The sequence below is a fragment of the Treponema ruminis genome (assembly GCF_014201975.1).
In the GTDB taxonomy this organism is placed as follows: domain Bacteria; phylum Spirochaetota; class Spirochaetia; order Treponematales; family Treponemataceae; genus Treponema_D; species Treponema_D ruminis.
In genome coordinates this window covers 82,128-108,208 of sequence record NZ_JACHFQ010000001.1, presented here as the reverse complement: position 1 = coordinate 108,208, position 26,081 = coordinate 82,128, and the positions used below count along the sequence as shown (strand labels likewise).

General features: G+C 44.8%; 23 protein-coding genes and 1 tRNA gene. 14 read left to right on the top strand and 10 right to left on the bottom strand.

Features of this window, described 5'->3' with window-relative positions:
* Window positions 1-59 precede the first annotated feature (59 nt).
* Window positions 60-1,301, top strand: coding sequence for a M20 family metallo-hydrolase (locus HNP76_RS00460; protein WP_184656357.1), 1,242 nt, complete (start codon window positions 60-62; stop codon window positions 1,299-1,301).
* Window positions 1,302-1,304: 3 nt separating this feature from the next.
* Here the strand turns inward: HNP76_RS00460 and HNP76_RS00455 are convergent, their stop codons facing one another.
* From HNP76_RS00455 to HNP76_RS00440, 4 genes are all read right to left on the bottom strand, one after another.
* Entirely contained in the window at window positions 1,305-2,375 is a 1,071-nt protein-coding gene (locus HNP76_RS00455; RefSeq protein ID WP_184656356.1) for an MraY family glycosyltransferase, read from the bottom strand.
* 20 nt (window positions 2,376-2,395) lie between these two features.
* The gene (locus HNP76_RS00450; RefSeq protein WP_184656355.1) at window positions 2,396-4,051 is read right to left on the bottom strand and encodes a class I adenylate-forming enzyme family protein; all 1,656 of its coding nucleotides are present in this window, start codon (window positions 4,049-4,051) and stop codon (window positions 2,396-2,398) included.
* A gap of 9 nt (window positions 4,052-4,060) precedes the next feature.
* Window positions 4,061-5,710, bottom strand: coding sequence for a peptide ABC transporter substrate-binding protein (locus HNP76_RS00445; protein ID WP_260308960.1), 1,650 nt, complete (start codon window positions 5,708-5,710; stop codon window positions 4,061-4,063).
* A gap of 139 nt (window positions 5,711-5,849) precedes the next feature.
* Window positions 5,850-7,262, bottom strand: a complete 1,413-nt coding sequence (locus HNP76_RS00440) for a TP0584 family protein (RefSeq protein WP_184656352.1) — start codon at window positions 7,260-7,262, stop codon at window positions 5,850-5,852.
* A 248-nt stretch (window positions 7,263-7,510) separates the two neighbouring features.
* On the opposite strand from HNP76_RS00440, the gene thrS reads away from it, so the two are divergent.
* Window positions 7,511-9,268, top strand: a complete 1,758-nt coding sequence (gene thrS, locus HNP76_RS00435) for a threonine--tRNA ligase (protein ID WP_184656351.1) — start codon at window positions 7,511-7,513, stop codon at window positions 9,266-9,268.
* A gap of 85 nt (window positions 9,269-9,353) precedes the next feature.
* On the opposite strand, the gene HNP76_RS00430 is transcribed toward thrS, so the two are convergent.
* Window positions 9,354-11,039: an SPOR domain-containing protein gene (locus HNP76_RS00430; protein ID WP_184656350.1), complete on the bottom strand. Its 1,686-nt coding sequence runs from the start codon at window positions 11,037-11,039 to the stop codon at window positions 9,354-9,356.
* A gap of 143 nt (window positions 11,040-11,182) precedes the next feature.
* Here HNP76_RS00430 and HNP76_RS00425 point away from each other — a divergent pair.
* Window positions 11,183-11,255: transfer RNA gene (locus HNP76_RS00425), tRNA-Thr, on the top strand.
* A 277-nt stretch (window positions 11,256-11,532) separates the two neighbouring features.
* Window positions 11,533-12,936, top strand: a complete 1,404-nt coding sequence (locus tag HNP76_RS00420; RefSeq protein ID WP_184656349.1) for an MATE family efflux transporter — start codon at window positions 11,533-11,535, stop codon at window positions 12,934-12,936.
* A 252-nt stretch (window positions 12,937-13,188) separates the two neighbouring features.
* Here HNP76_RS00420 and HNP76_RS00415 read toward each other — a convergent pair whose 3' ends face one another.
* Window positions 13,189-13,515, bottom strand: a complete 327-nt coding sequence (locus HNP76_RS00415; protein WP_184656348.1) for a helix-turn-helix domain-containing protein — start codon at window positions 13,513-13,515, stop codon at window positions 13,189-13,191.
* Between the two features lie 170 nt (window positions 13,516-13,685).
* On the opposite strand from HNP76_RS00415, the gene HNP76_RS00410 reads away from it, so the two are divergent.
* From HNP76_RS00410 to HNP76_RS00400, 3 genes are all read left to right on the top strand, one after another.
* The gene (locus HNP76_RS00410) at window positions 13,686-13,898 is read left to right on the top strand and encodes a hypothetical protein (protein WP_184656347.1); all 213 of its coding nucleotides are present in this window, start codon (window positions 13,686-13,688) and stop codon (window positions 13,896-13,898) included.
* A gap of 587 nt (window positions 13,899-14,485) precedes the next feature.
* The gene (locus HNP76_RS00405; RefSeq protein ID WP_184656346.1) at window positions 14,486-14,791 is read left to right on the top strand and encodes a hypothetical protein; all 306 of its coding nucleotides are present in this window, start codon (window positions 14,486-14,488) and stop codon (window positions 14,789-14,791) included.
* Window positions 14,792-14,794: 3 nt separating this feature from the next.
* Window positions 14,795-16,063 carry a deoxyguanosinetriphosphate triphosphohydrolase family protein gene (locus tag HNP76_RS00400; protein WP_184656345.1) on the top strand — a complete coding sequence of 423 codons (1,269 nt, stop codon included), beginning with the start codon at window positions 14,795-14,797 and terminating at the stop codon, window positions 16,061-16,063.
* 142 nt (window positions 16,064-16,205) lie between these two features.
* Here HNP76_RS00400 and groL read toward each other — a convergent pair whose 3' ends face one another.
* On the bottom strand, window positions 16,206-17,837 hold the full coding sequence (gene groL / locus HNP76_RS00395; protein WP_184656344.1) for a chaperonin GroEL: 1,632 nt from the start codon (window positions 17,835-17,837) through the stop codon (window positions 16,206-16,208).
* A 338-nt stretch (window positions 17,838-18,175) separates the two neighbouring features.
* On the opposite strand from groL, the gene HNP76_RS00390 reads away from it, so the two are divergent.
* Both HNP76_RS00390 and HNP76_RS00385 read left to right on the top strand, forming a co-directional pair.
* Entirely contained in the window at window positions 18,176-18,433 is a 258-nt protein-coding gene (locus HNP76_RS00390; protein ID WP_184656343.1) for a type II toxin-antitoxin system RelB/DinJ family antitoxin, read from the top strand.
* A complete protein-coding gene (locus HNP76_RS00385; RefSeq protein WP_184656342.1) occupies window positions 18,402-18,584 on the top strand; it encodes a Txe/YoeB family addiction module toxin in 183 nt (60 codons plus the stop codon). Before HNP76_RS00390 ends, HNP76_RS00385 begins: the two co-directional genes overlap by 32 nt.
* Before the next feature lie 56 nt (window positions 18,585-18,640).
* Here the strand turns inward: HNP76_RS00385 and HNP76_RS00380 are convergent, their stop codons facing one another.
* Window positions 18,641-18,967: a helix-turn-helix transcriptional regulator gene (locus HNP76_RS00380; RefSeq protein ID WP_184656341.1), complete on the bottom strand. Its 327-nt coding sequence runs from the start codon at window positions 18,965-18,967 to the stop codon at window positions 18,641-18,643.
* A 175-nt stretch (window positions 18,968-19,142) separates the two neighbouring features.
* On the opposite strand from HNP76_RS00380, the gene HNP76_RS00375 reads away from it, so the two are divergent.
* Together HNP76_RS00375 and HNP76_RS00370 are read left to right on the top strand one after the other, a co-directional pair.
* The gene (locus HNP76_RS00375; protein WP_184656340.1) at window positions 19,143-19,589 is read left to right on the top strand and encodes a hypothetical protein; all 447 of its coding nucleotides are present in this window, start codon (window positions 19,143-19,145) and stop codon (window positions 19,587-19,589) included.
* An 11-nt stretch (window positions 19,590-19,600) separates the two neighbouring features.
* Entirely contained in the window at window positions 19,601-20,701 is a 1,101-nt protein-coding gene (locus tag HNP76_RS00370; RefSeq protein ID WP_184656339.1) for a M23 family metallopeptidase, read from the top strand.
* Between the two features lie 154 nt (window positions 20,702-20,855).
* Here the strand turns inward: HNP76_RS00370 and HNP76_RS00365 are convergent, their stop codons facing one another.
* Window positions 20,856-22,151: a M18 family aminopeptidase gene (locus HNP76_RS00365; RefSeq protein ID WP_184656338.1), complete on the bottom strand. Its 1,296-nt coding sequence runs from the start codon at window positions 22,149-22,151 to the stop codon at window positions 20,856-20,858.
* Between the two features lie 43 nt (window positions 22,152-22,194).
* Here HNP76_RS00365 and rnhA point away from each other — a divergent pair, with 43 nt between their 5' ends.
* The 3 genes from rnhA (at window position 22,195) to HNP76_RS00350 (ending at window position 24,657) form a co-directional block, all read left to right on the top strand.
* Entirely contained in the window at window positions 22,195-22,644 is a 450-nt protein-coding gene (rnhA, locus tag HNP76_RS00360; RefSeq protein WP_184656337.1) for a ribonuclease HI, read from the top strand.
* A 22-nt stretch (window positions 22,645-22,666) separates the two neighbouring features.
* Window positions 22,667-23,806 (top strand): DUF8086 family protein, encoded by a 1,140-nt coding sequence (locus HNP76_RS00355; protein WP_184656336.1) that lies wholly within the window; start codon window positions 22,667-22,669, stop codon window positions 23,804-23,806.
* Between the two features lie 107 nt (window positions 23,807-23,913).
* On the top strand, window positions 23,914-24,657 hold the full coding sequence (locus HNP76_RS00350) for a hypothetical protein (protein ID WP_184656335.1): 744 nt from the start codon (window positions 23,914-23,916) through the stop codon (window positions 24,655-24,657).
* 123 nt (window positions 24,658-24,780) lie between these two features.
* Here the strand turns inward: HNP76_RS00350 and HNP76_RS00345 are convergent, their stop codons facing one another.
* Window positions 24,781-26,025, bottom strand: coding sequence for a Crp/Fnr family transcriptional regulator (locus HNP76_RS00345; RefSeq protein ID WP_184656334.1), 1,245 nt, complete (start codon window positions 26,023-26,025; stop codon window positions 24,781-24,783).
* Window positions 26,026-26,081: the final 56 nt, after the last annotated feature.

The window sequence follows — 26,081 nt, the reverse complement described above, 5'->3', positions numbered from 1 at the left end:
CTGACACAATCGCTTTCTTATGATAGAATAGATGCTGAAAAATAATCTTGGAGAAGCAAATGAATTCTATCGAAACTTTCAAAGAAACTCTTGAAAACTTTCGCCCGCTCATGATTGAACTTGAGCGAGTCCTTTCTTCGATTCCGGCCATTGCGCCTGAGTCTGGCGGTGACGGTGAAAGCAAAAAATGTGCGGCTCTCGAAAAATGGCTCTGCGAGGCAGGCTTTGAAAAATCACAGATTGAGCACTACGACGCTCCTGACAAGCGCGTTTCTTCCGGTGTAAGGCCAAATGTTATTCTTACGATTCCTGGAAAGTCCGACGACTATGCGATTTGGGTAATGGCTCACATGGACGTAGTTCCGCCGGGAGATTTAAAACTCTGGAAAAGCGATCCTTTCATGGTTCAGTACGACGAAAAAACTGACAGGCTGATTGGTCGTGGCGTTGAGGACAACCAGCAGGGCCTGGTTTCCGGCGTAATGGCCGCCCTGACTTTGCTCAAAAATAAAATTACACCTGAGCACACCGTAAAGCTTCTTTTTATGGCAGATGAGGAATTCGGTTCAGAGTACGGAATCAAATATCTGCTTCGAAAGCATCCTGAGCTTTTCAGCAATCACGACCTGATTTTAATTCCGGACGGCGGCGATGAAAAAGGCGAGACTATCGAAGTTGCCGAAAAGAACATCCTCTGGCTCCGAATCCACACAATCGGTCAGCAGAGTCACGGCTCAATGCCAAACAAGGGAAAGAATGCCCATCTTGCGGCCTGTGACCTGGCCCTCCGCCTCAATGACTTGGAAAATTTCTTCAACGAAAAAGATGATTTGTTCAGCCCGAATTATTCGACCTTCCAGCCGACCAAAAAAGAGGCAAACGTTGAGACCGTAAACATCATTCCTGGTGACGACGTCTTCTACATGGACTGCCGGATTTTGCCGAGATACTCTCTGGACATGGTTCGTGCCGAAATCAACAAGCGGGTTGCTGAGATTGAATCAAAATATGGCGTTAAGATTGAAATCAGCGAGCCCCAGGCCCAGCAGTCTCCTGCAACTCCGGTTGATGCTCCTGTCGTCAAAAAACTGGCAGCCGCAATCAAAAAGGCTCACGGATTTGAAGCCCGCCCAATCGGAATCGGTGGCGGTACAGTCGGTGCGGAACTCCGCTGCTGCGGTTTTAACGCGGCAATCTGGTCAACAATGGACGAAGTCTGCCATCAGCCGAACGAATATTGCTATGTAAGGAATATCATCGCCGATGCAGAGACTTTGTGCGCATTGTTCACAGAAGAATAACGCCTAGCGTACTTTGAAGATAATACCAAGAACAGCCACGGTTATGAGAATCTGAATAATCAGGAATTTAATTAAAACCTGTGTTGGACTCCAGCCGTGGTTTTTTCGCATGTGGTCGTGGAGCGGGAAGCGGATGTTCGTGAAGATTGAAATCTTGAAGAAACGCTTCAAAAATACTTTGACCAGTCCCAGACCGCCGTTGACGAAAATCAGTGAAGAAGTTGCGAGAATGATGAAGGGGTTTCGGGTGACCATTACGCAGACGCCGATGTAAAAGCCCAGTGCCCGGCTGCCCGCATCGCCCATGAGAACGTTGCTTGGGAAAGCGTTGTGCCAGAGGTAGCCCATGAGTACGCCTGCAAGTGCAAAAGTCATTACAGCCCAGGCCGCACCGTCCTTAATATGTGGAACCAGAAGATATTCGGAAATGTCCTTGTGTCCCAGGATAAAATAGAAGACGACGCCCATTGTAATCAGTGCGACGAGAACGAGTGTTGATGAAAGTCCGTCAACGCCGTCAGTACAGTTTGTCGTGTTGATTGAAGCCCAAATCATGATTGTCGAGATAATCACGAAAAGCCAGGGCGCAACGTAAAGTTCATGAGTAACGAATGGAATCCAGAAGTAGATTTTTCTGTCGCCCGAAGAATAAATCAGATAGAATGCGAGCAAAACAGAGGCAAGGACTGCGATAAAAAGGTCGAGAAGGGCCTTGCGGTATTCTCCCCAGCTGTTGATTGAGTGGTCGTCGAGATAGCCCGTGAGCATCATGAGCCAGGTTAGAATCAGGCATGAGCATTTCATCCAGTCAAGGGGAACGAAAATCAGGCTCAGAATTACGAAGGCACTGACCCAGACAACGCCTGCTCCGGTCGGCTTTCCTTTTGCGGCCTCGGCATTTATTGTAAATTCACGGCCCCGGTCATGAGGCAAAAGATTGTAAAAAGACGGCAGGAAATAGCGGACAATCAAAAATCCGCTGTAAAGTGCGAGTGCAATGAGAATCGTGTAAGACTGCAGCAAGCGTGCAGGACCAAAATATTCAGTTAAAATTCCACCAAGATAATAAAGCATACTTAGATTATCGGAACAAGCTAGTCTTTTTTTAGCAATCCCTTCTTCAAATCTTCAGCCGCGCGTTTTTTTATCTCGAAATGCTTTTTTTTGCCTGTGGCTGTCTGCGGAAGTTCGTCTATCAGGGCGAAATAGCGGGGACGTTTGTAGGCGGAGAGCATTTTATGATTTGTGCAGAAATCGAAAAGTTCCTTGATTGTAAGCGATTTGTCGGCCGGAACGACGTAGGCAACTACTGCCTGCCCGCGGATTTTGTCCGGAACGCTGGTGACGATTGTGTCCTTGACTTTTGGATGCTCGTTGATTGCTTCTTCGATTTGAGTGGGATAGATGTTTTCGGCACTCGTGATGATCATGTCGTCCTTGCGGCCGCGGACTGTGACAATCAAGTCCTGATTCCAGACGCCGGTGTCGCCAGTGTAGAGCCAGCCCTTGTAGAATTTTTCGGCTGACATTTTTGGATCATCGATATAGGTGAAGGTCGTTTTTTCCGGGGCGTGGATTATTATTTCTCCCTCGCTCTGGTTGTCTTTTTCGACTGTTTCATCGGGTTCGGCTTTTCTGTCATCGAAGACTTTTACAACCCTGACTTCATCATCCGTGCAGCTTGCTCCGACTGAGCCTGCTCCGTCCGGGAGATTGTAGGGGCGGAGAAAGGAATTCCAGAAAGTCTCGGTCGTGCCGTAGCCGTTGAAAATGTTGGGCGTGAGGATTTCCATGAAGCGGATGCAGTCTACCTTTGAAAGAGGGGCTCCCATCGTGACTAAGCCCTTGAGACTTTCAAGATTGAGCTTTGTCTTTTCCTGGGCCCGGGCAAGAATTGCAAGGTTTGAGGGGGCTCCCATGAGGTAGGTGATTTTATATTTTTCGACCCATTCCAGGGCCTTTGTCGGCTGAAATTTTCTCATGACTACGGCGCAGGCACCGGCATAGAAAACCGGGCAGACACCGCCTGAATGGCAGCCTCCGCGATGGAACCAGGGAGTCATGTTCATGGTCACGTCGTTTGAGTTCATCGGATAGTGCATGATTACGTCGTGGGCCGAAAGAACTTCATTGATGTCGTTGAGTGGGACAAGCTTGGGAAGGGCAGTGGTGCCGCTTGTGCAGAGGCGGAGAACTTCATCATAAATGTGGGGACGGAAAGAGATTTTGGGCTCTTCTGTACCGGCCTGTTTTATGAAGTCTTCGTAGAAAATGTGGCCCTGGGGGAGCTCTGCCTTTTCAACATTGTCGGCTAGAATGAATTTTTGTGGCTTCCACTGGGCAAGTTTTTCTGCCTCGGCTATGATTTTTGCTATGTTTGCTGAGTAAATTACGGCTTTTGGCTTGTTTTGATTGATGAGAAGGGCCAGCTCTCCTGCTGCAAGATTGAAATTTGCGGCCAGCAGAATGGCACCGATTTTGCGCGGACCAATGTATGAAAAAGCGAATTCCGGACAGTTGCGGAGGGCGGACATTACGATGTCATTTTTGCCGATTCCAAGTGACTGAAGGGATAGGGCCAGTCTGTTTGATTCCTGATTTAGAAGTTCGTAATCCCAGAAACGGTTTGTCTCCGGGTCGATGAGAGCATTTTTGTGTGGGAATCTGGCGACATTCCGCATGAAGCCCTTGAGCCAGGTGTATTCATGCTCGAAAGTGTCAATAAACATCGAGTCGTCGTAAGTGCGCATACGGCTATTCTATATAATATTCGGTGCTGACTCAACCTTTACTTCTTTGAAATAGAGGTATTTGAAGGGATGAATGTCGAGCGCGTTGACGTACCAGCCGCCGACCTGCTGCAAATTGACTGCGTGCAGGCTGATTGAATGTGTAATCGGCATGACTTCGCCCTCGTCCAGCAAAAGCTGCTCTGCCTGGGCAAGATATTTGTAGTGCTCGCCGTTGTCTGTGCTTTCATTTGCCTTTTGAATCAGCTCTTCAAATTTTTCGTTCTGCCATTTTGACGGATTGAGGGTTGAATTTGCCCGGAAAAGCTCAAGGAAAGCAATCGGGTCGGCAAAGTCGCCAATCCAGGAATAGCTGAAAATATCTGCGTTCCAGCCCGGAATTGAATCGATGTAGCGGTCATCCGGCGTAGTCTGGATTTTAAGCTCGACTCCCAGAGGCTCCCAGGCTTTTTTGAGTATTTCTGCCTGAGATTTCTGTCTTTCTGAAATTGATGAAATGCCGAAAGTTACGGTAAGTTTTTCGTCCTTTGAAACTCCAAGCTTTTTTCGGGCTTCTTCCATCATTTCCAGGGCGTCTTCTCCGGAAGTTTCTGTGATTCCGTTGACTCCCTGATAGCCAGCTAGCGGATAAATCAAAGTGCTGGCTTTTACAAGACCTGTTTTGCGAAGTTCTTCCCAGGGAACAGCTGTAATCAGGGCGTTTCTGAAATCAGCATCGTTCCAGGGCTTGTTTTTGCAAGAGAAGAAAAGAAATTCCGTGCCAAAGATTGCCGAAATGCGGATTGAGTTTTTGTTGAGCAGGGCATTTGTGTCCACCATGCCGGAAAGCCAGTCCGCGCTGCCGTCGTTGTAGCTCCAGGAATTTTCCTTGACTTCGTTGGACTGCTTTATCGTGATTTGCGGAAGGTGAACGTTTTTTGCGTCCCAGTATTTTTCGTTTTTTTCGAGGACAAGGGATGAGCCGGTATTTTCCTTGATTGTGAAGGCTCCAGAGAAGACTGAAGTGTCCGTGCTGCCATTCTGGTTCAGGCTGCAGACTGCAAATGCGTGGTGGCAGAGAAGCTTTGAAAAGTGGGCGGTCGGATTTATGAGCGATACGACCAGAGTTTTTTCGTTGCGGGCATTGATTCCAACTTCACTGTCGCTGATTTTTCCTTCGCGGTATTCAGCGGCTCCCTTTATGCAGTCCAGCATTGAAGCATAAGGTGCATTGTGGGTGCGCAGGAGGGAAAGCCAGGAATTTTTTACAGTGTAGGCATTGATTTTTTCGCCGTTTGAGAATTCCAGATTTTCGCGCAGGGTGAAAGTCCAGCGTTTTTTGTCGCGGGAAATCTTATAGCTTTCGGCAAGGGCCGGCAGGGGTTCAAGAGTTTTTGGGTCATAAGAAAAAAGCCCTTCGTAAAGTGAATCCAGAATTTGAGCTTCGCTGGAATAAGTTGCCGTATGGATGTCGAGGTTCCAGGGTTGCTGGGCTGTGATAATTGTGAAATTGCGCTGAAGTGAATCGATGATATTTTTATCGTCAGACTTTTCAGATTCGACGTCAATTATCGTATCCTGATTTTCAACCGGCCCTTGGTCAGCACTTTGTGAAAAGACGAAATTTGCAAAAACAAAAGAAAAAATAATAAAAAAGAAGCGGAGTGAATATTTTTCCATATATTTCATAATACTATTAAAACAGACAAAAGTCGATTTTGTTTCAGCGATTTTGGGGTTTTAGGGGTACCCCCTAGGAGAATGGGGTGTGACGCAACGAAGTGCGGCACAGGGGAAAGGCTTTTCCCCTGAAAAAATTCTACCCCGAGATGCCCAGGCGCTTCATTTGAGCTTCTTCTTCGATGTAAGAGGTGTATTCAACTCGCTGCTGGTTTGCCTTTACAATCGAATTTTTGAGTGTCGTGATGTCGATTTTGAGGCCCTTGATCTTTGACTTGTTTGCCGGAGCGGCCGCACTCTTGAAATAATCGTCCAGAGAATTCAAATGAACCATGAGGCGGTTGCAGTCTGTAATCTGGGCAGAAACGAATTCCGCGATTTTTTCTTCCGGCATGGACATGATTTTTTTGTAGCCCGGAGAATTTGGCTGGGCAACCGAAGCATAGCGGCGTGATTTTGTCGCAAGGTCGGTCATGAAGGTCTGATAGTTCAGTTTTTCCGTTCGTTTAGCGCCAGTTGTCTGGTCAACGATTATGATGTTGTAGAAAAGCGGTTTTTCTGCGATACCGAAGGCCTTTCTGAGGGCGCGCTTGAGCTTGTCCATGAAGGAATTGTGCTCGCTTTCAAGAACGTCGTGATTTTCCTGAATTTTCTGAGCGATTGCTACGATTTGAGACGGAGTTGAGCCGAGAACCTGAAGGGCGCCCATAATCAGAGCCTTTGTATCGATTCTCTTTTCGACTTTTTTGTCGGCTTCCGATGAAACGTTCAGTTTTGCAAGCAGTCTTTTCTGAAGCTCGTTCTTTTTTTCGCCCTGATCTTCCTGAATGATTTCGTCGACAAGTTCATTGTAGAAGGGAACTTTTCCCATGCCTGCCGCAAAATTCTTTTTGATTTGCTGAAGTTCTGAGGCAGGATCTGCATAAGCCTTGTTTCCGTCAAAATTTGCACTGAGGATTACGGTTTTTCGAATTTGGGCCTTGTACCATTCCTTCTGGAAGTCGGTGTATTCCTTTAAGGCACTGTTGATTTCATTCTGAGCCTGAGAAGCCTTTGAAAGGTTGTCGTTGATCATGCTTGAAGTGAGGGCGTCACTGTTCTGCCTTGCCGAGAAGACCATTGTTGCGAGGACGCGGGTGTTCACTTTGTTGGAATTTGCGGAAAATGAGTTCCATGAGATTGAATTGTTCAGGTCAACGAGTTTTTTGATGTTTGAAAGAGAAAGCTGGGAAACGGAAAATTTGTAATAATTGCACAAAAAGTCGAGGGTGCTTTCGTAATCAGAGAAACGCTGACCCATGACGACAGAACGTTCATTTTCAACAAACTGGACGCTGTCTGGAGATTTGATGTCGGAAATTTTTTTGTCGAGTTTATAAGGATCCGGTGTAATCAAAGCCTTTTTGACCAGAAAATCAAAAACAACTTTTATACATGTGTGAAGAAGCCTGTAATTATCGAGAATTCTAGGCAATTCTTCCATGTCATACCATTGAGCCTTTGCATCGACAGCCTGAATCAAACTTTCGTTAAAATTATTTCCATTTTCCATATTTTGAATATCGGCAAATAAATTGAAATAATTAGAAATTAAAAATGAGGGGGATGTCTCCCCCTCGCTCTAGACCGCAAGCGTTCTTACGCTACCCCCTCTGCGGGCTCAAACGCCGCCCGCAACGCCCGCTTTCTACAGCCCGTTTTTTTTCAGTTGAACTTTCTTCTATAAAATACTATTCTATATACATTATTTTAAAATTTAAGGAATTCACTTACTGGTGATTCCGAAAAGAAGGTACAATTATGGCAGTTGATGAAAAACTTCAGATTGTGCGTCACTCTTGCGCACATGTTATGGCGGAAGCCGTCAAGCATTTGTTTCCGGGAACTAAGATTGCAATCGGCCCGGCTATCGACAACGGATTTTATTATGATTTTGATTTTACCACCGCCACTACCAAATTGACCGAAGATGATTTTGGTGCAGTCGAAAAAGAAATGAGAAAGATTCTTGCGACTGGCGCAGAATTCGTACGCAAGGAAGTTTCAAAGGAAGAAGCCCTCAAGCTTTTCGCCGATGAGCCTTACAAACTTGAGCTGATTAACGATTTGCCGGAAGGTGAGACAATCTCTACTTACGAGCAGGACGGATATTTGGATTTGTGCCGTGGTCCACACGTTGCTACAACAAAAGAAATCAACGGACAGGCATTCAAGCTCGACAAAATTGCAGGTGCTTACTGGCGCGGCGATTCAAACCGACCTATGCTCACACGAGTTTACGCCCTCTGTTTTGAAAAACCGAACGACCTCAAAGAATATCTTGCAATGCTGGCAGAAGCAGAAAAGCGCGACCACCGAAAACTGGGAACAGAAATGGACTTGTTCCATGTAGACTCAGAAAACCCAGGTCAGGTTTACTGGCACCCGAACGGATGGACAATCTACACAACAATGCAGGATTACATGCGAAAGATGGTTCGACGCGACGGATATCAGGAAGTCAACACTCCTGCAATCATGCCACGCACACTCTGGGAGCGCTCAGGTCACTGGGATCACTACCAGCGCAACATGTTCATTACAGAGTCAGAAAAGCGCCTCTTCGCAATCAAACCGATGAACTGCCCTGGCGCACTTGAAATCTTCAAGAGCCGACAGCGCTCATACAAGGACCTGCCTTTGCGTCTGGCTGAATTCGGTCACGACGTTCGAAACGAGGCAAGCGGCACTCTGCACGGTGTAATGCGCGTTCGTGGATTCGTTCAGGACGACGCACACATTCTCTGTACAGAAGAGCAGGTTGGAGCTGAGGTTGCAAAATTCTGTAAGCTCCTCAAAAACGTTTACCACGACTTTGGCTTTGACGAGTTGGTCGTTAAATTCTCAACAATGCCGGAAGACCACGTCGGTGATTTGGCAACTTGGGAGCGTGCAGAAAAGGCTCTTGCAGACGCTTGTCACGAAGCTGGATTGAACTACGAAATCCAGCCGGGCGAAGGTGCTTTCTACGGTCCAAAACTTGAGTTCAAGCTTTATGACTGCCTCGGCCGCGAATGGCAGTGCGGTACAATCCAGGCTGACTTCCAGCTTCCTTCTGCTGAGCGTTTGGACGCAACATACATCGGTGCAGACAACCAGAAGCATCATCCGGTTATGCTCCACCGCGCTATCCTCGGTTCATTCGAGCGATTCCTCGGCATCTTGATTGAGAACTTTGCCGGTGCATTCCCGACATGGCTCGCATTTGAGCAGGCCGCAGTCGTTCCAGTTACAAACGACTTCGACGACTACGCAAAAGAAGTCAACGACGCACTCCTTGCAGCTGACATCCGCTCAAACGCATACCTTTCAACAGACAACATGCGAAGCAAAATCAAGGTGATTACAAAAGAGCACAAGACTCCGTACATCCTGATTGTCGGCGAAAACGAAAAGAAAGAGCGCACAGTCTCAGTTCGCTTCCGCCAGTCAAGCGGCCTCGAACAGAAGACAATGAAGCTCGAAGACTTCATCGCTTACGTTCAGGACAAAGTAAATACACATTTTGTTGGTATTTAAGGATACCCTACGAGCATAGCTCTCCGGGAGACTCGCTAAAAACAGTCCGCCCCGTACTGTAAAAAGTGCGGGGATTTTTTTTGCCCTATTTATCCCAAATCTGCAAGTCTTTTGCCAAGTCTTTCAGCGCTTCTTCTGAAAAACAATCCGGCTCATATGAATTTATTGCGATTATGTAAGATTTTTTTGCGAAGGACAGTTCATTGCTGGAATTAAGGAAGTGTGACCCAACATACCAGCCTGGTTCATCAAAAATGTCTGACGGATGATTTTTTTCATCGATTGAAATTGCTTCATGTGCTTCCATAAACTGGGTATGGACTTGCTTTGAATTGTAATCATAGTCCAGGTCAAAGAAGCCGGTTGTGATTTTTTTACCATCCTGTATAAAGTATGAATTTGCTTGCCAATGGCCGACAATTGCCCTTGCCCAGTTTACATAGCCACGCTCTTCTGCATAATCGTCACCAATTTGTTTCAGCTTGAAGTAGACAAAATCCCTTTTTGTGGCAGAAGATTTTTTCGGCAGAGTCAAAAGATTTTTTCGGACTTCGGGATAAATGAGAAGATTGCTGTCGTTTGTCATGTCTCCCAAAAGAGCGGTAAATTCTTCGTCGGAAAAATTAAGTGCTTCCATTGATATAAGCTGGTTTTCGTCCTTTGTTGTTCCAAGCAGATTGAAAACGCCGTCTTGCTTATAGAAATAGCAGTTGAAAACCTGAGTTTTTGCCCAAAAGTCGACCTGAAAAGCCTCTTTCCCTTCGTTTGGAAGAAAATTATCTTTCATGCCAGCAAAACGGCCGTCGCTGCCTGAAAAAATCCTTACTATAATCTTTTTGTTGTAGAGGTCGTCCTTGTAAACAGCCTTGGAAATTGCCGAAACATTGTCAAAATTATTGATTAGAGAGCGTTCATTGATAAAATCCGATTCGGAATAGCCTGTTTCGCTGATATTTTCAACATCAAGGATTTCGATGGTTTCAATCTGGAAGTTGGGATTTATCGGGAACTCGGAGATTAAGGTTTTCACTTCTTCTGGAAAAATATCCGGGATTTCAGTCACGCCCTCTCCATACGAGATGTTTGTTGAGGAAGCAAGACTGTTGAATTTTTCGACGGAATCTTTTATGTCTTCAAAGTCAGAGACTTTTGTTCCCTGAATGCCGATATTTTCAAGTTCTTTTTGAAGTTCTTCTGACTCTTCTTTTGTCTTGAAGGCTCCGGCATGAAGATCGAATGAAATGTAAGTGTCGTCATCGTAAGTCTTTAAAATATATGCATCGATGTTCTTTGCCTGAAGTCTTTCCTGATCGCGTTTTGCAGGCGATTCTTCTTTGTAGCTTCCGACTTGAACTGAATATGGTTTTTCGTCTGAAAGTGGAATCTCATTTATGTCGTTGGATTTGAGTGAATCAGCGGAATTTGTTTTGCCGTAATCGTCAAAGGACAAGAATTCATCGGCAGTACAAATCCAGAGGTCATCAAGCTTGCAGGGAACGGAGTAGGGCCTCTGGTAAATCCTTTCGGAAAGCAGCCTGGCTTTTTCCTTTGAATCGCAGACTGAATCGTATAAAACGCGGTAAACTTTTCTTCCATTTACTTCCGCAAGGGCAATTCGATTTTTGAAAAAATTTGCTTTTAGCAGGAGGGAATAATTCCGGGCATTTTTGAGGTCTGAAAAAGAGCCGAGACAAACGAACCAGTCTTCGCTAAAAGAAAATGATGTGACAAAGAAAAAAATGAGGATTGTGAAAAAATGTTTGAGTTTCATGATCTTGTCCTATTATTAAAATTATACCACAGAAAATGAATAGTAAAAGATAATAATTTCCCGACTTTGCCACTAGATTGACACGGGTGCAAAAAAATTGATAAAATATTTTCACTTTGGCGGATGATTTTTCACCCGCTCCCGCCGACTTAGCTCATCCGGTAGAGCAGCGCCCTCGTAACGCGCAGGTGGTTGGTTCAAGTCCGACAGTCGGCTCTAGAATCCTGTGGAAGCACAGGATTTTTTATTTACAAGAAATCCATCTGAAAGCAGGTTCTTGAACCAACCTCCGGAGTGAGCGCGCGACAGCGAAAAGGCGGCAAGGAGGCCGCCGGCAGCGAACGCAGGCGGGGTCTGGCGGGAAGCAACAGGAAGTTGCGACCAGAAGACTTGGTTCAAGCCCGACCCGCTGAAAGCGGGGAGCCGCCAAAGTTTTTCATACGCCCACTATCCAGATTGGTAAAAATTCTTTTTTCTTTTATAATAAATCCTAATGCAAAATCAAACTTCCCTTCAAAAAATGCTCTCTGAGCCGGTTGGTTCGCTCATAATCAAGAACGCGGTTCCTACGATCATCACTATGATGATTACGGCAATTTACAACACCGCTGACACTTTTTTTGTCTCAAAGCTCGGAACTTCTGCGAGCGGGGCTGTTGGCGTTACTTTTACGCTCATGTTTTTGATGCAGGCCTGTGCTTTTACAATCGGAATGGGGAGCGGCTCAATCACAAGCCGTGCTCTGGGCGCGGAAGATTTTAAAAAGGCGAATACTTACTGTTCAACCGCGATTTTTACCGCATTCACTGTGGGCGTTCTTTTTACTATTTTTGGGAATCTTTTCCGTGAGAGCCTTGTGCGCCATCTTGGTTCCACGCCCACGATTCTTCCTTATGCGCTCGATTATGCCCGGTATATTCTTTTTGGCGCGCCATTTATCATCACTTCCTTTGCGATGAACAATCTCATGCGCTTTCAGGGACGGGCGGCTTTTTCGATGATTGGAATGATTTCCGGCGGAATCCTGAACATGCTGCTTGACCCGCTTTTTATTTTTGTCTTCGGGATGGGCATTTCCGGGGCAGCGATTGCCACTTTAATCAGCCAGATTGTGAGTTTTTCGATTCTGCTTTCAATGTTTGTCCGAAAAAAGTCCCTTGCTGAGCTTTCGCACAGACACATTTCCCGCTCACTCAAAACTTATTCTGACATCATTACGACAGGCCTTCCTTCCTTCTTCCGTCAGGGAATGGGCGCGCTTTCGGGCATTTTTTTAAACAGGCAGGCGGCTTTTTGGGGAGCAGTTACGCTTTCGCTTGCAGCTACTTCGGCACTTGCGGCGGATGCGGGAGTAGCGGGCATGGCAATCTGTAACCGCGTGGACAAATTGTTACTTGCTATTGCAATCGGATTGGGGCAGGGATTTCAGCCTGTGTGTGGAATGAATTACGGAGCCAAAAAGTTCGACCGGGTTCGCCAGTCTTATTCCTTCCTCGTAAAAGTGAGCGCGAGTGTGATGACTGTTTCCGCTGTCCTTGTCTTTGTTTTTGCACCGGAGATTGTGCGCTTCTTCCGCGATGACGATGCTGTGGTTGCCGTGGGAGCTTTGGCTTTGCGTGCCCAGGCCTGTGTCCTTCCTTTCCATTCGCTGATTTTCGGCACGAACATGCTCCTTCAGGTGGCCGGTGAGAAAAAGAGCGCGACTTTCCTTTCATCGATGAGACAGGGGCTTTTCTTCATTCCGTGTATTTTTTTGCTTCCTCATCTGGTCAAGCTTTTTGGTGCAGAAGAAATTCTCGGCGTGCAGCTCACGCAGGCTGTCTGTGACATGCTCGCCGCAATCTGTTCAGTGCCGTTTACGGTGAGTTTTTTTAGAAAGTTGAAAAACAAAGGGTAAAAGATGGGCGCCACCTGCTACCCTTCGACTTCGCTCAGGGAAGCAGGTCGGCTGTTCCGCAGTTCCCTAACGGTCAGCCGCTTCCCTCGCTCACTTTCGTTCGCTCAGTCCAGTGGCCCGCTTCGCGGCTGCTCCATAGCCTGGCGCATGGATTAAAAACTTTTGATGTATAGCTTCAATAGAGCAACCTCGGTAAAATACTTAAATTTTTATTTGTAAATTCTGTGTTGTCGCTTTTAGACGAAGTATTTATTAGGATATTGTATTCCTGATTTCATGAGAAATAAGAGGTTTTAGTTTGTTGAACAGCTTGTTCGAAAGTTCATTGATGTATTCTTCTTTTGAAAAAGTCTTTATATTTTCGGGTGAAGCCCGGTCATCAAATAATTGAATCGGTTTTATCTGTAAAACCATGCAAAGTTGCTCAATTACATCGAATGATGGCATCATCTTTCCCTGCTCAACACTATTGATGTAGTTGTAGCTTTTATCAATTGCAAGAGTGAGTTCGTTCTGCGTTAATCCTTTTTGCTTACGATAAAATTTCAAATTGTTTATGAAAATTTGTTTCAAGTCCATTCTTTTACTATGAATGTTTATTAATTAACAATAACAAAGTTTGAGTATTTATTTAATCAAAAATACTACTTGAAAAATATTAAAAATATTTTATAATACAGTTTATAAATCTGTTTTTATTCTAAAATCCAATTCAAACAGATTTATAAATAAAAATTCAGGAGATACTTATGGGAAGAAAGAAGGAAGCCGTTGGAACAAGCGGTGGTTTGATTGCAGGGGTTATTGCTGGTGCGAAAGTTGGTGCGGGAGTAGGAATTGCTGCAGGTCCATTAGGGGCTATAGCAGGAACTATTCCTGGTGCGATTGCTGGCGGATTGATTGGTGCACTTGCAGGAAATAAAGTTGGTTCTGAGATCGACCGTCATGAGGAAAAAAAGTAAAAAATTTTAGAAGTCAATAAAAATGATTCAGTCTTTATTATTCGACTTGTTTTAGCTTTTGTAGTTGCAAGTGGTGAAAGTAAACATTGAAGTTTTTAAAATTCTTTGATACTATAATTTGTATAGGGGATGCAAAATAATTGTGGCGGCTTAACTCCGATTTCTCGTGAATGAAGGAGGAAGTCTGTGACAAAATACGAAAAAGCAATGTTAGTCATTGCAATCATCGCAATTGTTATAGACCTGCTCACCTTCCTGATAAAATAGGATTTAAGAGCATGAAAAAGCCCGCCTCTTAGCTACCAACTTTCGGACGGGCTTGTAATAAACAGCTACGGAGGCGGTCGCTCAATTGCTTTGCGTCTCCGTTTGTTTAAATATATATCGTTATAACATTTTCGTCAACTTTTAATACAAATCCCTAGGCCATTTATCGTGAGATTCTTCAGGAAATTAAAGACCGAAGAGTAAAAATCCATATCTGAAAACTCTGTCCCAAAACCTTGTCTAAAGCCCGCCCTGCTTTTTCCGAAAATAATATTGGGTGGAATTCTAAAAGTGTGCTTTAGTACAAAAAGGAGTTATTCATGACAAATGGTATTGATGATTCAAAAATTGTTCAAAAAGTAAAGGGAATCGCGATTTTTTTAGTTGTTGTGGCTGTGCTTTCCTTTTTTATCGGGTCGGGCAAAATTTCTCATTTCAGCGAGACAAATCCTGTCAGGTATGAAATGAACTATAACCGCCTGTCAAACACTGGAAAAACTGTAGCGACTTCAATGAAGAAAACTTCTGAAGTACAGGCAAGACTTTTGGGACCTACACGCGGCAACGGAAACGGCGGTTCAAAATTCTTTGATCAGGTCGGCCGCAACCACAGTTCACGAAAATAAGTTATGCAGAATTCTTTTGAGTCAGTAAAATGCGACTGTCTGAGTCACAAATTCGAGCAGGCTGTCACCCGTGAAATCCCGATTTATTCACGCGGCAACGGAATCCGCTCGGAATTTGAGCGCGATTACACACGACTTCTTCACTGTCAGGCATACAGCCGCCTCAAGCACAAGACCCAGGTCTTTTTCGCACCTCACAACGACCACGTCTGCACCCGAATGGAGCACGTTCTTCACGTTGCTTCTGTCGCTTCGACCATTGCAAAATATCTGGGCTTAAATCAGGAACTTACCCAAGCGATTGCAATCGGCCACGACATCGGCCACGCACCTTTTGGTCACTCCGGCGAAGACATTCTGAACGACCTTCTGGGTAAAAAAGAAGGAGCAAATGCCCCGAAGAAATTCTGGCACGAACGCAATTCTCTTTTCTTTGCTGACTTTATCGAAACTCTAGACGACCCTAACGGAATCAAACGCCCGCTCAACCTCACTTACGCAGTGCGCGACGGACTTATCTGCCATTGCGGTGAAATTGACCAGCAGGGAGTAAAACCGCGCGAAGAGGCAATCAATCTTTACGACATCAAGCGGCCGGGCCTTGTTCAGCCATTCACCTGGGAAGGATGCGTCGTAAAAATCAGCGATAAGATTGCTTTTTTGGGGCGTGACATTCAGGATGCCCGCGCCTATCACCTTCTCGACATGGGAAGCTACCGCCAGCTGCGAGAAATTGTCACAGAAACCTTAGGCATGACCCGCGGCGGAAAGACTCTTTCCCACAGGAGCGGCAGGGCAGTCAATCCGAGCGTCCTGATTAACGACATGATTGTCGACCTCTGCGAAAATTCCAATCCCAGCGAAGGACTTTTCTTCTCCCAGAGTTATTTCCGCTTCATCACCGAGCTTAAAAAATTCAGTTACGCCAACATCTACAACCACTGGCGGCTCGTAGAATTCCAGAAGTACGCAAGAAATGTCCTCGAAACGATTTTTAACACGCTTCAAAGGGCACAGATTTTCGTTCAGAAAGGAAATGTCGAGCTTCAGCTGAGCCCCTATCCCCGCCTCGGCGACGAATACACAAAATGGCTCCTTCACTACACGAACTACGCCGAAAAAACGAACCAGAAAAAGCCGTCGAACGCAGAAACATCCGCAGTTTTCGACATCTTCGACAACGAAAGCTACAAAAAGTGCGTGATTGAATTCATCTCCGGCATGACCGACATGTTTGCAATCGAGTGCTTTACGGAAATAATCAGCTTTTAGAATAAAAAAATCCGCACCAAGAAAAATCTCAGTGCGGACTTGCTTAATGAGAATTACGTATTAGTAGTCCATTCCCATGCATGCTCGCTTACGCGAGCTAACGAGTTTTCTTTCAGAAAACTCGCAGGGATTTCCTTGCTTATTAGTACATTCCGCCCATGTCAGGAGCAGCTGCCGGTGTTGGTGCCGGTGGCTCTGGGATGTCTGTGATAGCACATTCTGTTGTAAGAAGCATACCTGCAACAGAAGCTGCATTCTGGAGTGCAGAACGTGTTACCTTTGCCGGGTCGATGATACCTGCGTCCATCATGTCTACCCATTCGCCTGTGTAAGCGTTGTAACCAGTGCCTTTCTTCTCGCTCTTAGCTTTGTCAGCGATAACAGCACCGTCAACACCAGCATTCTCTGCAATCTGGCGGATTGGCTCTTCGAGAGCACGGCGGACAATTCGGAAGCCGACTTTCTCGTCTTCGCTCAAGTCTTTTGCAGCGTCGTCTGTGAGGGCTTTTGCAGCCTCAATCAAAGCGATTCCACCACCGCAAACGATACCTTCTTCGAGAGCAGCGCGAGTTGCGGCAAGAGTATCCTCAACGCGGAATTTCTTCTCTTTCATTTCAGTCTCAGTGATAGCACCGATGTTGATTACGGCTACACCACCAGAGAGTTTAGCAAGGCGCTCCTTGAGCTTCTCTTTGTCGTACTCAGAAGTTGATTTTTCAACCTGAGCCTTGATTTCTGCAACGCGGGCAGCGATAGCGTCTTTTGCACCAGCTCCGTCAACAAGTACAGTGTTGTCCTTGTCGATTTTAACAGATTTAACCTGACCGAGCTGAGCAAGTTCTGTTGTCTCAAGCTTGAGTCCGAGCTCTTCAGAAATTACAGTACCGCCAGTCAAAATAGCGATGTCCTGAAGCATTTCCTTTCGGCGGTCACCGAATCCTGGAGCCTTAACGGCAACGCACTTCAAAGTACCGCGGATAGAGTTCAAAACGAGAGTAGCAAGAGCCTCACCGTCCATGTCCTCACAGATGATTACGAGAGGTTTACCAGTCTGAGCAACTTTCTCCAAAACAGGGAGAAGGTCTTTCATTGTAGAGATTTTTTTGTCGTGAATCAAAATGAAAGCGTCGTTGTAGTTAACTTCCATGCGCTCACGGTCAGTTACGAAGTAAGAAGAGATGTAACCGCGGTCGAACTGCATACCTTCAACAGTCTTAACGGTTGTGTCCATGTTCTTTGACTCTTCAACAGTGATAACGCCGTCTTTGCCGACCTTTTCGATAGCATCAGCAAGGATTTTACCGATTTCAGGGTCGTTGTTTGCAGAAATTGTAGCAACGTGAGTGATGTCCTCACCGCCCTTAACTGCGCGGCTGTTCTTTTTGATAGCCTCAACAGCAACAGCAGTAGCCTTGTCGATACCGCGTTTGATTTCGATTGGAGTCATACCGGCAGAAACGCTCTTCAAGCCCTCGCGAACGATAGCGTAAGCCAAAACTGTAGCAGTAGTAGTACCGTCACCTGCAACATCGTTTGTCTTAGAAGCAACTTCCTTAACAAGCTGTGCGCCCATGTTCTCATAAGGATCTTTGAGCTCAACTTCTTTTGCAACAGAAACACCGTCTTTTGTGATTGTTGGTGCGCCGAATTTTTTGTCGAGCATAACCAGTCGGCCACAAGGTCCGAGAGTTACTTTTACAGCGCGGGCAATCTGCTCAACGCCAGAAAGCATCTTTTTGCGAGCTTCTTCATTAAAAATCAACTGTTTAGCCATTTTTATTTTATCTCCTATAAGACTTGCCATGCCGGAATTATTTCAGCATCAGCAAGCCGTTATTTAATTTTTCTACAACAATAAAAATACAGAAAATAGCAGAATTCGGCAAGAAAAATTTTATAAATTCGGGGGCTCCCGCGCTCCGCACGGTCGGCTGTTCCGCCCTTCGCTAACGCTCATTGCCAGCAAGCTGGCAACTCCGGGGCTCCATAGCCTAGCCCGCGGAAAAATCATAGATTTTTCCGAGACCCGCACAGCCCGATTTGCCAAAAAAATTGACACTGGCTCTATTTAGTATTATTATTTACTTACTGGGTATTACCAAGGAGTATATTATGACTACACTTTCAATCAAAATTGATAATGAAGAGAAACTTGACTTTGAAAGAATCTGCAAGGCAATTGGACTGAATATCACGAGTGCAGTCACAGCCTTCGTAAAAGCCACGATTCGTGAAAACGGCATTCCTTTCGCCTTAAAAGCTGGAGACTCACCGTTTTATTCTGCCGAAAATATGAAAGTTCTTTCGGAATCAATCAGTCAGGATAAAGCCGGACTAGGTGAAAGACATTCAACGAAACGGCGTGGATAAAGGAATTGGCAAGCCCGAACCTCTCAAATATGAAATGTCAGGTTATTGGAGTCGAGAAATTACAGGAAAAGACCGTCTTGTTTATCGTATAGATGATAACGGAGTTTTACATATCGTTCAGTGCAAAACCCATTATCACAAAGGCAAATAAACGAAACTTTAAGAAAAACTTCGCAGCCACTCCATAGCCTAGACCGGAAAAACTTCCTATTTTGATGTGATTGTCGTTAAAAGTTGCAGAATTGCCTTTTTATCTTCTGATTTTGCTTGATTCAATAGATATATTATTTTTGCATTCTGGGATTCTTTTTCATTTTTGACTGGAGCTTGATTTTCACCAACCAGTTTTTCTACCGTTGTGTTAAGAACTTTTGCAATTCGACAGGCATAATCTGCTGGCGGCATTGATGAACGAGAATTCAGATAATTATCAATCGAGCGGCGTGGAATTTTCGTTTGCACGGATAAATCTTTTATTGAAATTCCGTTAAATTCTAATTCTTCTCTCAGATTCTCTTTAAATGAATTTCCCATGTAGCCATTTTACTTCAATTGAATATTAATTTTGTCTTTACTTCATCTGAAAAGATGATATAATAATGCTTATTCATTCGTTTGAATGAATTATATTTTTCCAATTTCACTACTTTGAGTATTAGCTTTTAAGTTTGTGAGTGCAGCTTTTCCTTAAAAACACGGAGGATAAAATATGAAACTTAGAAACGAAAAATTGAGAATCAGTAGGATAATTTTCTTTTTGCTAGTTGTGATGATTGCTGTGGCTGAATTTATCAGCTGTACTACGGGTGATAATGAAAAAAGTAGCGAAACAGTTACAAGGTACGGATATAAGCTTAATTATAATGATTCATATCATCGAGTTGTAAAGTATACTGCAATAAATGATGGAGACGACACATTTGAAGTAAAGGAGTGTTCTATTCATTTTTTTTCGAAATCAAATGAAAACTATCAAAAGCGAACAGGCGCTGAATTATGTGATATTGTAGCTACGAATGCTGTCCCTCCCTCATCTTCAAAAACTCTTATAGCGGAAAAGGAGTCTTTCCAAACTCTTAGAAGTAGCATGTCAGATATAGTCCAAACTTTTCATATTAATAAAGGGCTGAAATATACTATTTATTACTATTTCTAAAGAGGCAGAAATTGAAACGAATTCTTTTTATAATTCAAATAATAATCCTAGGAATACATGCGTTCCCTGAATTAAAATATATCGAAATAGACTCAAAGCAAAATCTTCCGATGATTCGGATTAAAACAGTTGATGACTTTGAGGCAATAATAAAAGCCTATGATATTTCCTTGATTTTTCTTCAATCTGATTCCTATTCAAAACCTGGTTCTTCAACGGTACCAAAATCCTCAGATGCATTTGTGATCGCTGGAAATACATATTTTATCTTCTCTCTTGAAGGCTACAAAACTTTGGCAGATTACAAAAAAGGAAAAAGTGAAGGATACAAAAATCCTTCGGATTATGAAAAAGCAAAACAGCTTGGAATCGAAAACGGAGAATTCTTCTATTATTGTGAAAGAAATTCATTTACGAATCTCGAAGATGCTGAAGATGCTTACAAGAATGGATTTGTATTATATTCAACTGTAAAAAAACAATCTTCAGTGGAAAAAATGGTTTCCCCATTACAAAGTCTCATCGTCTTTAATGAAAATCCCCCGAAGAATAAAGAATCAGAAGCTTATTACGGAGCCAAAGAACTTGGTTATGTAAATTATGTAGATTACAAGGATTATCTTGACTATACATCAAAAGGTTTCAAAACAAAAGAAGATAGTCAGATTGCAGAAAATAATGGTTTCGAAAAAGGGGATGATTATTACAATGCTAAGGAAAAAGGTATAGAGAGTTATGATGATTATGAACTGACTAATTTTTCTTCACCAATAAAATCTGAATATACCCTGTCAGAAAAATCTGATGTTCTCAATTTTATTTGTCCGATTGGAACAAATATTTATGCAGCAATGTCTGGCAAAGTAACTTCTATTGGATATGATACAAGATTTGGAAATTATGTCATTGTTACGCACAATTCCAGACTTAAAACAATTTACGGAAATATGAGCTCAACAAGATGTAAGAAAGGCACTTATATAACAGAAGAAACTAAAATAGGCTCTGTAGGAAGTACTGGTGACTCTAAAGAACCTCATCTTGGATTTCAAATCTTAAGAGATGAGCAAAATATTTCTGGCAAGAAACTTATGGAAATCTTTAAGAAATAAAAATAATTGTAAAATTATGCTTTTTTTCGGCTAGGGATTGTAGGGGCGCGAAGCGTTGCGAAACGAAGTGGAGCAATGAAGCGGTAGCGTAACCCCGAAAAGCCCGCCCCTCTGGTTGGTGAGTTTTGTCGAACCAGCCAGAGGGGAGCCGCCTTTATTCCTTCTTAAACCTCTCCCCATAAAAGCACTTCACCGCCTTTATCATGCTTTCCACGTCTTCTGCTCCGGCGCTTTCGTATGGTGAGTGCATTGCCCACTGGGCTAGTCCTATGTCAACGCATGGCACTGAAACGTGATTCTGGCTGATGTTTCCGAGCGTGCTTCCGCCTGCTATGTTTGAGTTGTTTGTGAAAATCTGGAACGGAACGCCTGCTTTCTGGCAGACCAGCTTGAAGAATCCTGATGTGACGGCATCGGATGTGTATTTTTGTGCTGCGTTGTATTTGATTACGATTCCGCCGTTCAAGGTCGGGCGGTTGACCGGGTCTGCGCTTTCGCTGAAATTCGGATGGACGGCGTGGGCGTTGTCTGCGCTCAGCATGAAGCTTTTTGAAAGTGCGATTTTGTATTCTTCGCCTGACCAGCCGAGTTTTTCTGAAATGCGCTCAAGTGTGTCCGAAAGGAAAGTTGAGTCCGCGCCCTGTCTTGTGGAGCTTCCGACTTCCTCGTTGTCAAAAAGGCAGTAAAGCGGAATTGCAGACGGATTCTCAGCAGAAACAAATCCCTGAAGGCAAGTCCATGCACATTCCAAATCATCAAGTCGCGGGGCGGAAATGAATTCTTTTTCTGCTCCCCAGCGGGTCGGCTCTGTCCTTGCGTAAAGGAAAAGGTCTGAGCTTAAAATGTCTTCCTTCGGAACTTCTGCCTGCTCCGATATAATAGAAAGAAGTGAGGCTTTTTCTGAAAGTGAAAGCACAGGCTCAATCTCTTTCTGCACATCGATTTTGTGCCCCTCGTTTGCCTCGCGGTTCATGTGGATTGCAAGATTCGGAATCACGAGCAAATCACGGTCAATCGAGACCAGCTTTTCCTTGATTCCTTTGTCTCCGTCTTTATAAACGATGCGCCCCGCAACCGAAAGGGGTCTGTCAAACCAGGGCTGAATCAACATGCCGCCGTATTTTTCGACATTGAGCTTTACGCAGCCCGCATCCTTTCGCTCAGGATTTTCCTTTATTTTGAACGAAGGAGAGTCGCTGTGGGAAGCGGTTAGCATGAAAGCCGTGCCGCCATTTACTGAATCCGGCAAAATGAATGAAATGAGGGCAGAAGAGTTCCTGCAAACAAAATATTTTCCGCCCGGAGCAATTTTCCACGGTTCCCCTTCAGAAAGTTCCGTAAAGCCCTGTTCTCTCAAAATCCCGCTGACATTAGCCACTGCATGAAAGCTTGTCGGGCTTCTTTTTATAAAATCGAATAATCCGTTTACTGTCTCGTCTGCCTTTTTCATTCTTTCAGTGTAACATTTCCTCGTTTTCCTGTATACTTTCCCAATGGAAAAAATAATCGTATACACTGACGGCGGCTGCTGGGGAAATCCTGGCGTGGGCGGCTGGGCTTGCGTTGTAATTGCAGAAGGCGAGGCCCGCGAACTTTCCGGCGGCGAAAAACTCACCACAAATAACCGCATGGAACTTACGGCCGCAATCTCGGCTCTCACGGCAATCTACAATACCGAGCGCTTCCGAAATATCCCTGTTCTCGTAAACATCGACAGCCAGTATGTCAAAAACGGAATCACCAGCTGGATTCACAACTGGAAGAAAAACGGCTGGAAAACGGCTGCAAAAAAGCCCGTGCTCAATCAGGAACTCTGGCAGAAACTAGACGCCCTCAACGCCTCTCTAAACGTGGAATGGAACTGGGTCAAAGGTCACGCCGGGGTAGAGTACAACGAAAGATGCGACCAGCTTTGTCAAATGGAAATGTCTAAGTTGAAGTAGACTTTTCTCCGACAATAAATATATGAAACTGTCGAAAATCACACTGACTATATTTTCCATCTGCGTGCTGTTTTCAGGCTGCGGCAAAAAGACTGCCCTTGAAGAACCCATGCAGATGCAGCAAAAATCCAGCGACCACAAGTGGTTTTGCTTTGCAAATGACTCCATCGTTGAGGTTGAACTGCCTCAGAGGGCGTCGATTCAGTCGCTCAAGCCATGGACTGAAAGCGTTCGTATCTGCGATGCCAATGTCACGGCTGACGGCAAGGCAATCATGCTGGTAAATCATCTGGGTGCCCTTTATTTTGATGACACGGACAACCCCCTCTTGATTCAGGACTACCAGCTTTTTTCAGATTCAACGGCCGGAAACCTCGTTTTTGAGGGCAATGTCCCGTATTTCACGCTCGTAAAAAATTCTTTCTTCAATAAAACTGCAAATAAAAGCCAGAATCAGGGCCAGAGCCACATCATCCGCCTTTCTCTCGCACAGAAAATGTTCTTCCCAGTCGTCACTTACGGCGAGCTTAACATCGAGCAGAGCGGGGAAGTCACAAGCACCTTCTTCGACGGCTCAGACTGGTTCAGTTCCGTAAAATCAACCAAAAACAACAAAGTTTCCTTCCATTATATTAAGTGGAAATCTCTGGTAGACCTGGCAAGCGTTCAGCCATTTTCATCAAGCCAGAACTCGGGCAGCATCGCGGTCTCAGAAATCAGCGAGTCAAGTTACCGCAACCTCGTAACGCCGGAAGATTTTTCAAAAGCCCCGGTCCGACTCAAGGAACTTCTCAAATCGATTCCAAAAGATTTCAATTTCGTGCTCACATGCCGGGATTTCGGCGGCTCTTCTCCGAGATATTTTTCAAGCGGCAAGGATGACGGTACAATCGCCAACGCAATCATCAAGGACAACTGGATTTGCGCGGTTTTCGGCGACGGCACGACCTATTTTGCGGGCTCAATCGACGGCCACCCCCTCATAAACAACGGCAAAAACGTGGCCTTCCGCCTCCCAAAGCTCCCCCGGCGCTACTCATACCAGGCATTCGCAATCAGCGGCAAATATTTAATCGTCTCATGGGAAGAAAGCGACTTCTACAAGACCGGCCGCTCCGGATTCCTCACCGTTGATATGGAAAAATTGTTCTATACAAAGTAGAATATAAGGGCGCACCGGCTAAAGCCGTCGGGTGTTCCGCCCTTCGCTAACGCTCATTGCCAGCAAGCTGGCAACTTCGGGGCTACATACCCTTGCGCGGGGCTGCAATGAAAAAATTTGTCCTGTTTTTATCGTTTTTCCTGCTTTCTCTTTCGTTTTCTGCCGGTCAGGAAAAAATCCCTGAGAATGAAATTTCTGCCGAAGAAGCAGACTCATCTGCTGAGCCAAAGGAATCCTTTTTTTCAAAAATTGATCCCACTCTTTTCTTTACCCTGGGCCCCAAGCTCATGCTCAACACCGATGACCACACAAAGTCTGCGCCCAGCCCAATCATGTATTCACTTGGAATCGGCGGTGATTTTCTTCTCGAGAATAATATTCTTCTTCAGGCCCACGCCTCTTTCTTTACGAATTACTACCTCTGGGACGGCGAAAAGGCCCAGCCTGCCGAAGTCGAGAACCGCACTGCCACGGCCCTTTCCGCAATGATTGATTTGACCGGCGGCTACACGCTAAAACTCGGTCAGGAAGAAAAGCACCTTCTTTCCCTCAATGCCGGCCTGGGATTTTTGGCCCGCTATGCAATTCTTTCGGGCGGAGTTGACGAAGATTCGCCCAACCGCGACACAGGCAGCAAGGCCGGCGATGATATTTCAGACATCAACAGCTGCTTTTTCAGCGACTTGAACTTTCTCTACCCGGAAGTAGCCCTTTCTTATTCATATGTCCTTTCAGACCTTTGGAAAATCGGCGGCGAATTCCGCACCTACATTCCCCTTGGCTCCCTCATGAATGGCAATGGAGCTGATTCAATGATTTTCTCCCTAGCCCTAAAGATTTCCCACAAATAAAAAAAACAGCCTGACTCACAGATTGCGGAAAATCCTGCAATGCCAGTGTTTATCAGGCTGCTTCTTTGACTGTCCCTAGCGGGCAGTTTCTCTATCTGTCATTATCGGGCTTGACCGATAATCTTATTTCTTTTGATCTGATCTTGACTCAACGATTCGCTGCATATCGGCGATGTTGTTTACAATGATGTAAGTGTCGTAAATCTCGATTTTGCGCGATACGACAAATCGTTTGAGCTCGTCTTTTGCTGTCTGTGCTGGCAATCCAGACCAGTGAACGATGTCTGATTCTGTTACCATGAATTTTCGGCGGCGGTCTGCAGTTGATGTTACAGGATTCATTTCGTTGAACATGCAGAATACGTCTGCCAGTCGGGCCTGTGGGTCTGAAATTACGAGAATTCTCAGGCGGCGCTTCTGGTCGTAAATTCGTTTACAGAAGATTTTGAGAAGGATGAGGGCAAGCTGAGGGTTGCCTGTGATGAGCATTTCAAAGTTTGCCTTGTTGAACTCAAGACACTCAACATGACCGCGGGCAACACAAGTAGCAGAACGCGGAGTGTTGTCGAGGATGGCCATTTCACCAAAGAACTCGCCCGGTTTGAGGATGTCGAGGTTTTTGTTTGATTCGTTGATACATTTTGTGAGCTGAACATTGCCGCTCTGGATGAGGTAGAATGTTTCGCCGCGCTCAAACTCGGAAATGATTACCTGACCGTTTTCGTATGTTTTCTGGAAGCGTTTGAAAGCCGGAAGCTCGAACATTTTGATTGATGTTCCGCCACCTGATACGGCCGCGATTTCTTCGGCTGCGGTTGAACTTGAAATGCCTTTTTTAACGTAAGCGTTTGATTTGAGCAGCATTTCCTTGAGTTCTTTATTGTTTGCTTCGGTTGGATATAATCTGAGGTAGATTTTGCAGACGTCCTCACAGCTCTGCCATTTTTCGTCGGAATAGAAAGCTTTTGCAACTCCGAAAAGACCGTCCATCTGATTGAAGCTTTCGTTGTTGTTCATGACGGACTCAGTTTTTTTATGAATCTGGCGCAACTGATTTGAGAAAACGCGGAGCATCTTCATGATGAGCTGCTTGTTATTGCTGAAAAGATTTTCGAATTCCAGTGACGACATTGAAATACAGACTGCTTCATCGAGCGTCATTACGGTTTCTTCACGAGGAAAATGACCGATTGCCGATTTTACACCGAAAAACTCACCCTGCTTGATTTGCTCACTCGTCTGGAGTTTTGTTTCAACATCGGTTGTGGTAATGACAACATGCCCTTTCTGGAGAATGAAAACGCGATCGTCTGTATCTCCTTCAAAGTAAATGATTGAACCTTTTGTGTAGGACATTGCTTTTGGCATAATCTTTTTAAACTCCTAATAAATAGTATAACACAAACCTTAAAATTATGCTATTA

Coding starts and splice junctions, on each gene's coding strand:
- HNP76_RS00460 (WP_184656357.1), top strand. CDS start 60: ATGAATTCTATCGAAACTTTCAAAGAAACTCTTGAAAACTTTCGCCCG.
- HNP76_RS00455 (WP_184656356.1), bottom strand. CDS start 2,375: ATGCTTTATTATCTTGGTGGAATTTTAACTGAATATTTTGGTCCTGCA.
- HNP76_RS00450 (WP_184656355.1), bottom strand. CDS start 4,051: ATGCGCACTTACGACGACTCGATGTTTATTGACACTTTCGAGCATGAA.
- HNP76_RS00445 (WP_260308960.1), bottom strand. CDS start 5,710: ATGGAAAAATATTCACTCCGCTTCTTTTTTATTATTTTTTCTTTTGTT.
- HNP76_RS00440 (WP_184656352.1), bottom strand. CDS start 7,262: ATGGAAAATGGAAATAATTTTAACGAAAGTTTGATTCAGGCTGTCGAT.
- thrS (WP_184656351.1), top strand. CDS start 7,511: ATGGCAGTTGATGAAAAACTTCAGATTGTGCGTCACTCTTGCGCACAT.
- HNP76_RS00430 (WP_184656350.1), bottom strand. CDS start 11,039: ATGAAACTCAAACATTTTTTCACAATCCTCATTTTTTTCTTTGTCACA.
- HNP76_RS00420 (WP_184656349.1), top strand. CDS start 11,533: ATGCAAAATCAAACTTCCCTTCAAAAAATGCTCTCTGAGCCGGTTGGT.
- HNP76_RS00415 (WP_184656348.1), bottom strand. CDS start 13,515: ATGGACTTGAAACAAATTTTCATAAACAATTTGAAATTTTATCGTAAG.
- HNP76_RS00410 (WP_184656347.1), top strand. CDS start 13,686: ATGGGAAGAAAGAAGGAAGCCGTTGGAACAAGCGGTGGTTTGATTGCA.
- HNP76_RS00405 (WP_184656346.1), top strand. CDS start 14,486: ATGACAAATGGTATTGATGATTCAAAAATTGTTCAAAAAGTAAAGGGA.
- HNP76_RS00400 (WP_184656345.1), top strand. CDS start 14,795: ATGCAGAATTCTTTTGAGTCAGTAAAATGCGACTGTCTGAGTCACAAA.
- groL (WP_184656344.1), bottom strand. CDS start 17,837: ATGGCTAAACAGTTGATTTTTAATGAAGAAGCTCGCAAAAAGATGCTT.
- HNP76_RS00390 (WP_184656343.1), top strand. CDS start 18,176: ATGACTACACTTTCAATCAAAATTGATAATGAAGAGAAACTTGACTTT.
- HNP76_RS00380 (WP_184656341.1), bottom strand. CDS start 18,967: ATGGGAAATTCATTTAAAGAGAATCTGAGAGAAGAATTAGAATTTAAC.
- HNP76_RS00375 (WP_184656340.1), top strand. CDS start 19,143: ATGAAACTTAGAAACGAAAAATTGAGAATCAGTAGGATAATTTTCTTT.
- HNP76_RS00365 (WP_184656338.1), bottom strand. CDS start 22,151: ATGAAAAAGGCAGACGAGACAGTAAACGGATTATTCGATTTTATAAAA.
- rnhA (WP_184656337.1), top strand. CDS start 22,195: ATGGAAAAAATAATCGTATACACTGACGGCGGCTGCTGGGGAAATCCT.
- HNP76_RS00355 (WP_184656336.1), top strand. CDS start 22,667: ATGAAACTGTCGAAAATCACACTGACTATATTTTCCATCTGCGTGCTG.
- HNP76_RS00350 (WP_184656335.1), top strand. CDS start 23,914: ATGAAAAAATTTGTCCTGTTTTTATCGTTTTTCCTGCTTTCTCTTTCG.
- HNP76_RS00345 (WP_184656334.1), bottom strand. CDS start 26,025: ATGCCAAAAGCAATGTCCTACACAAAAGGTTCAATCATTTACTTTGAA.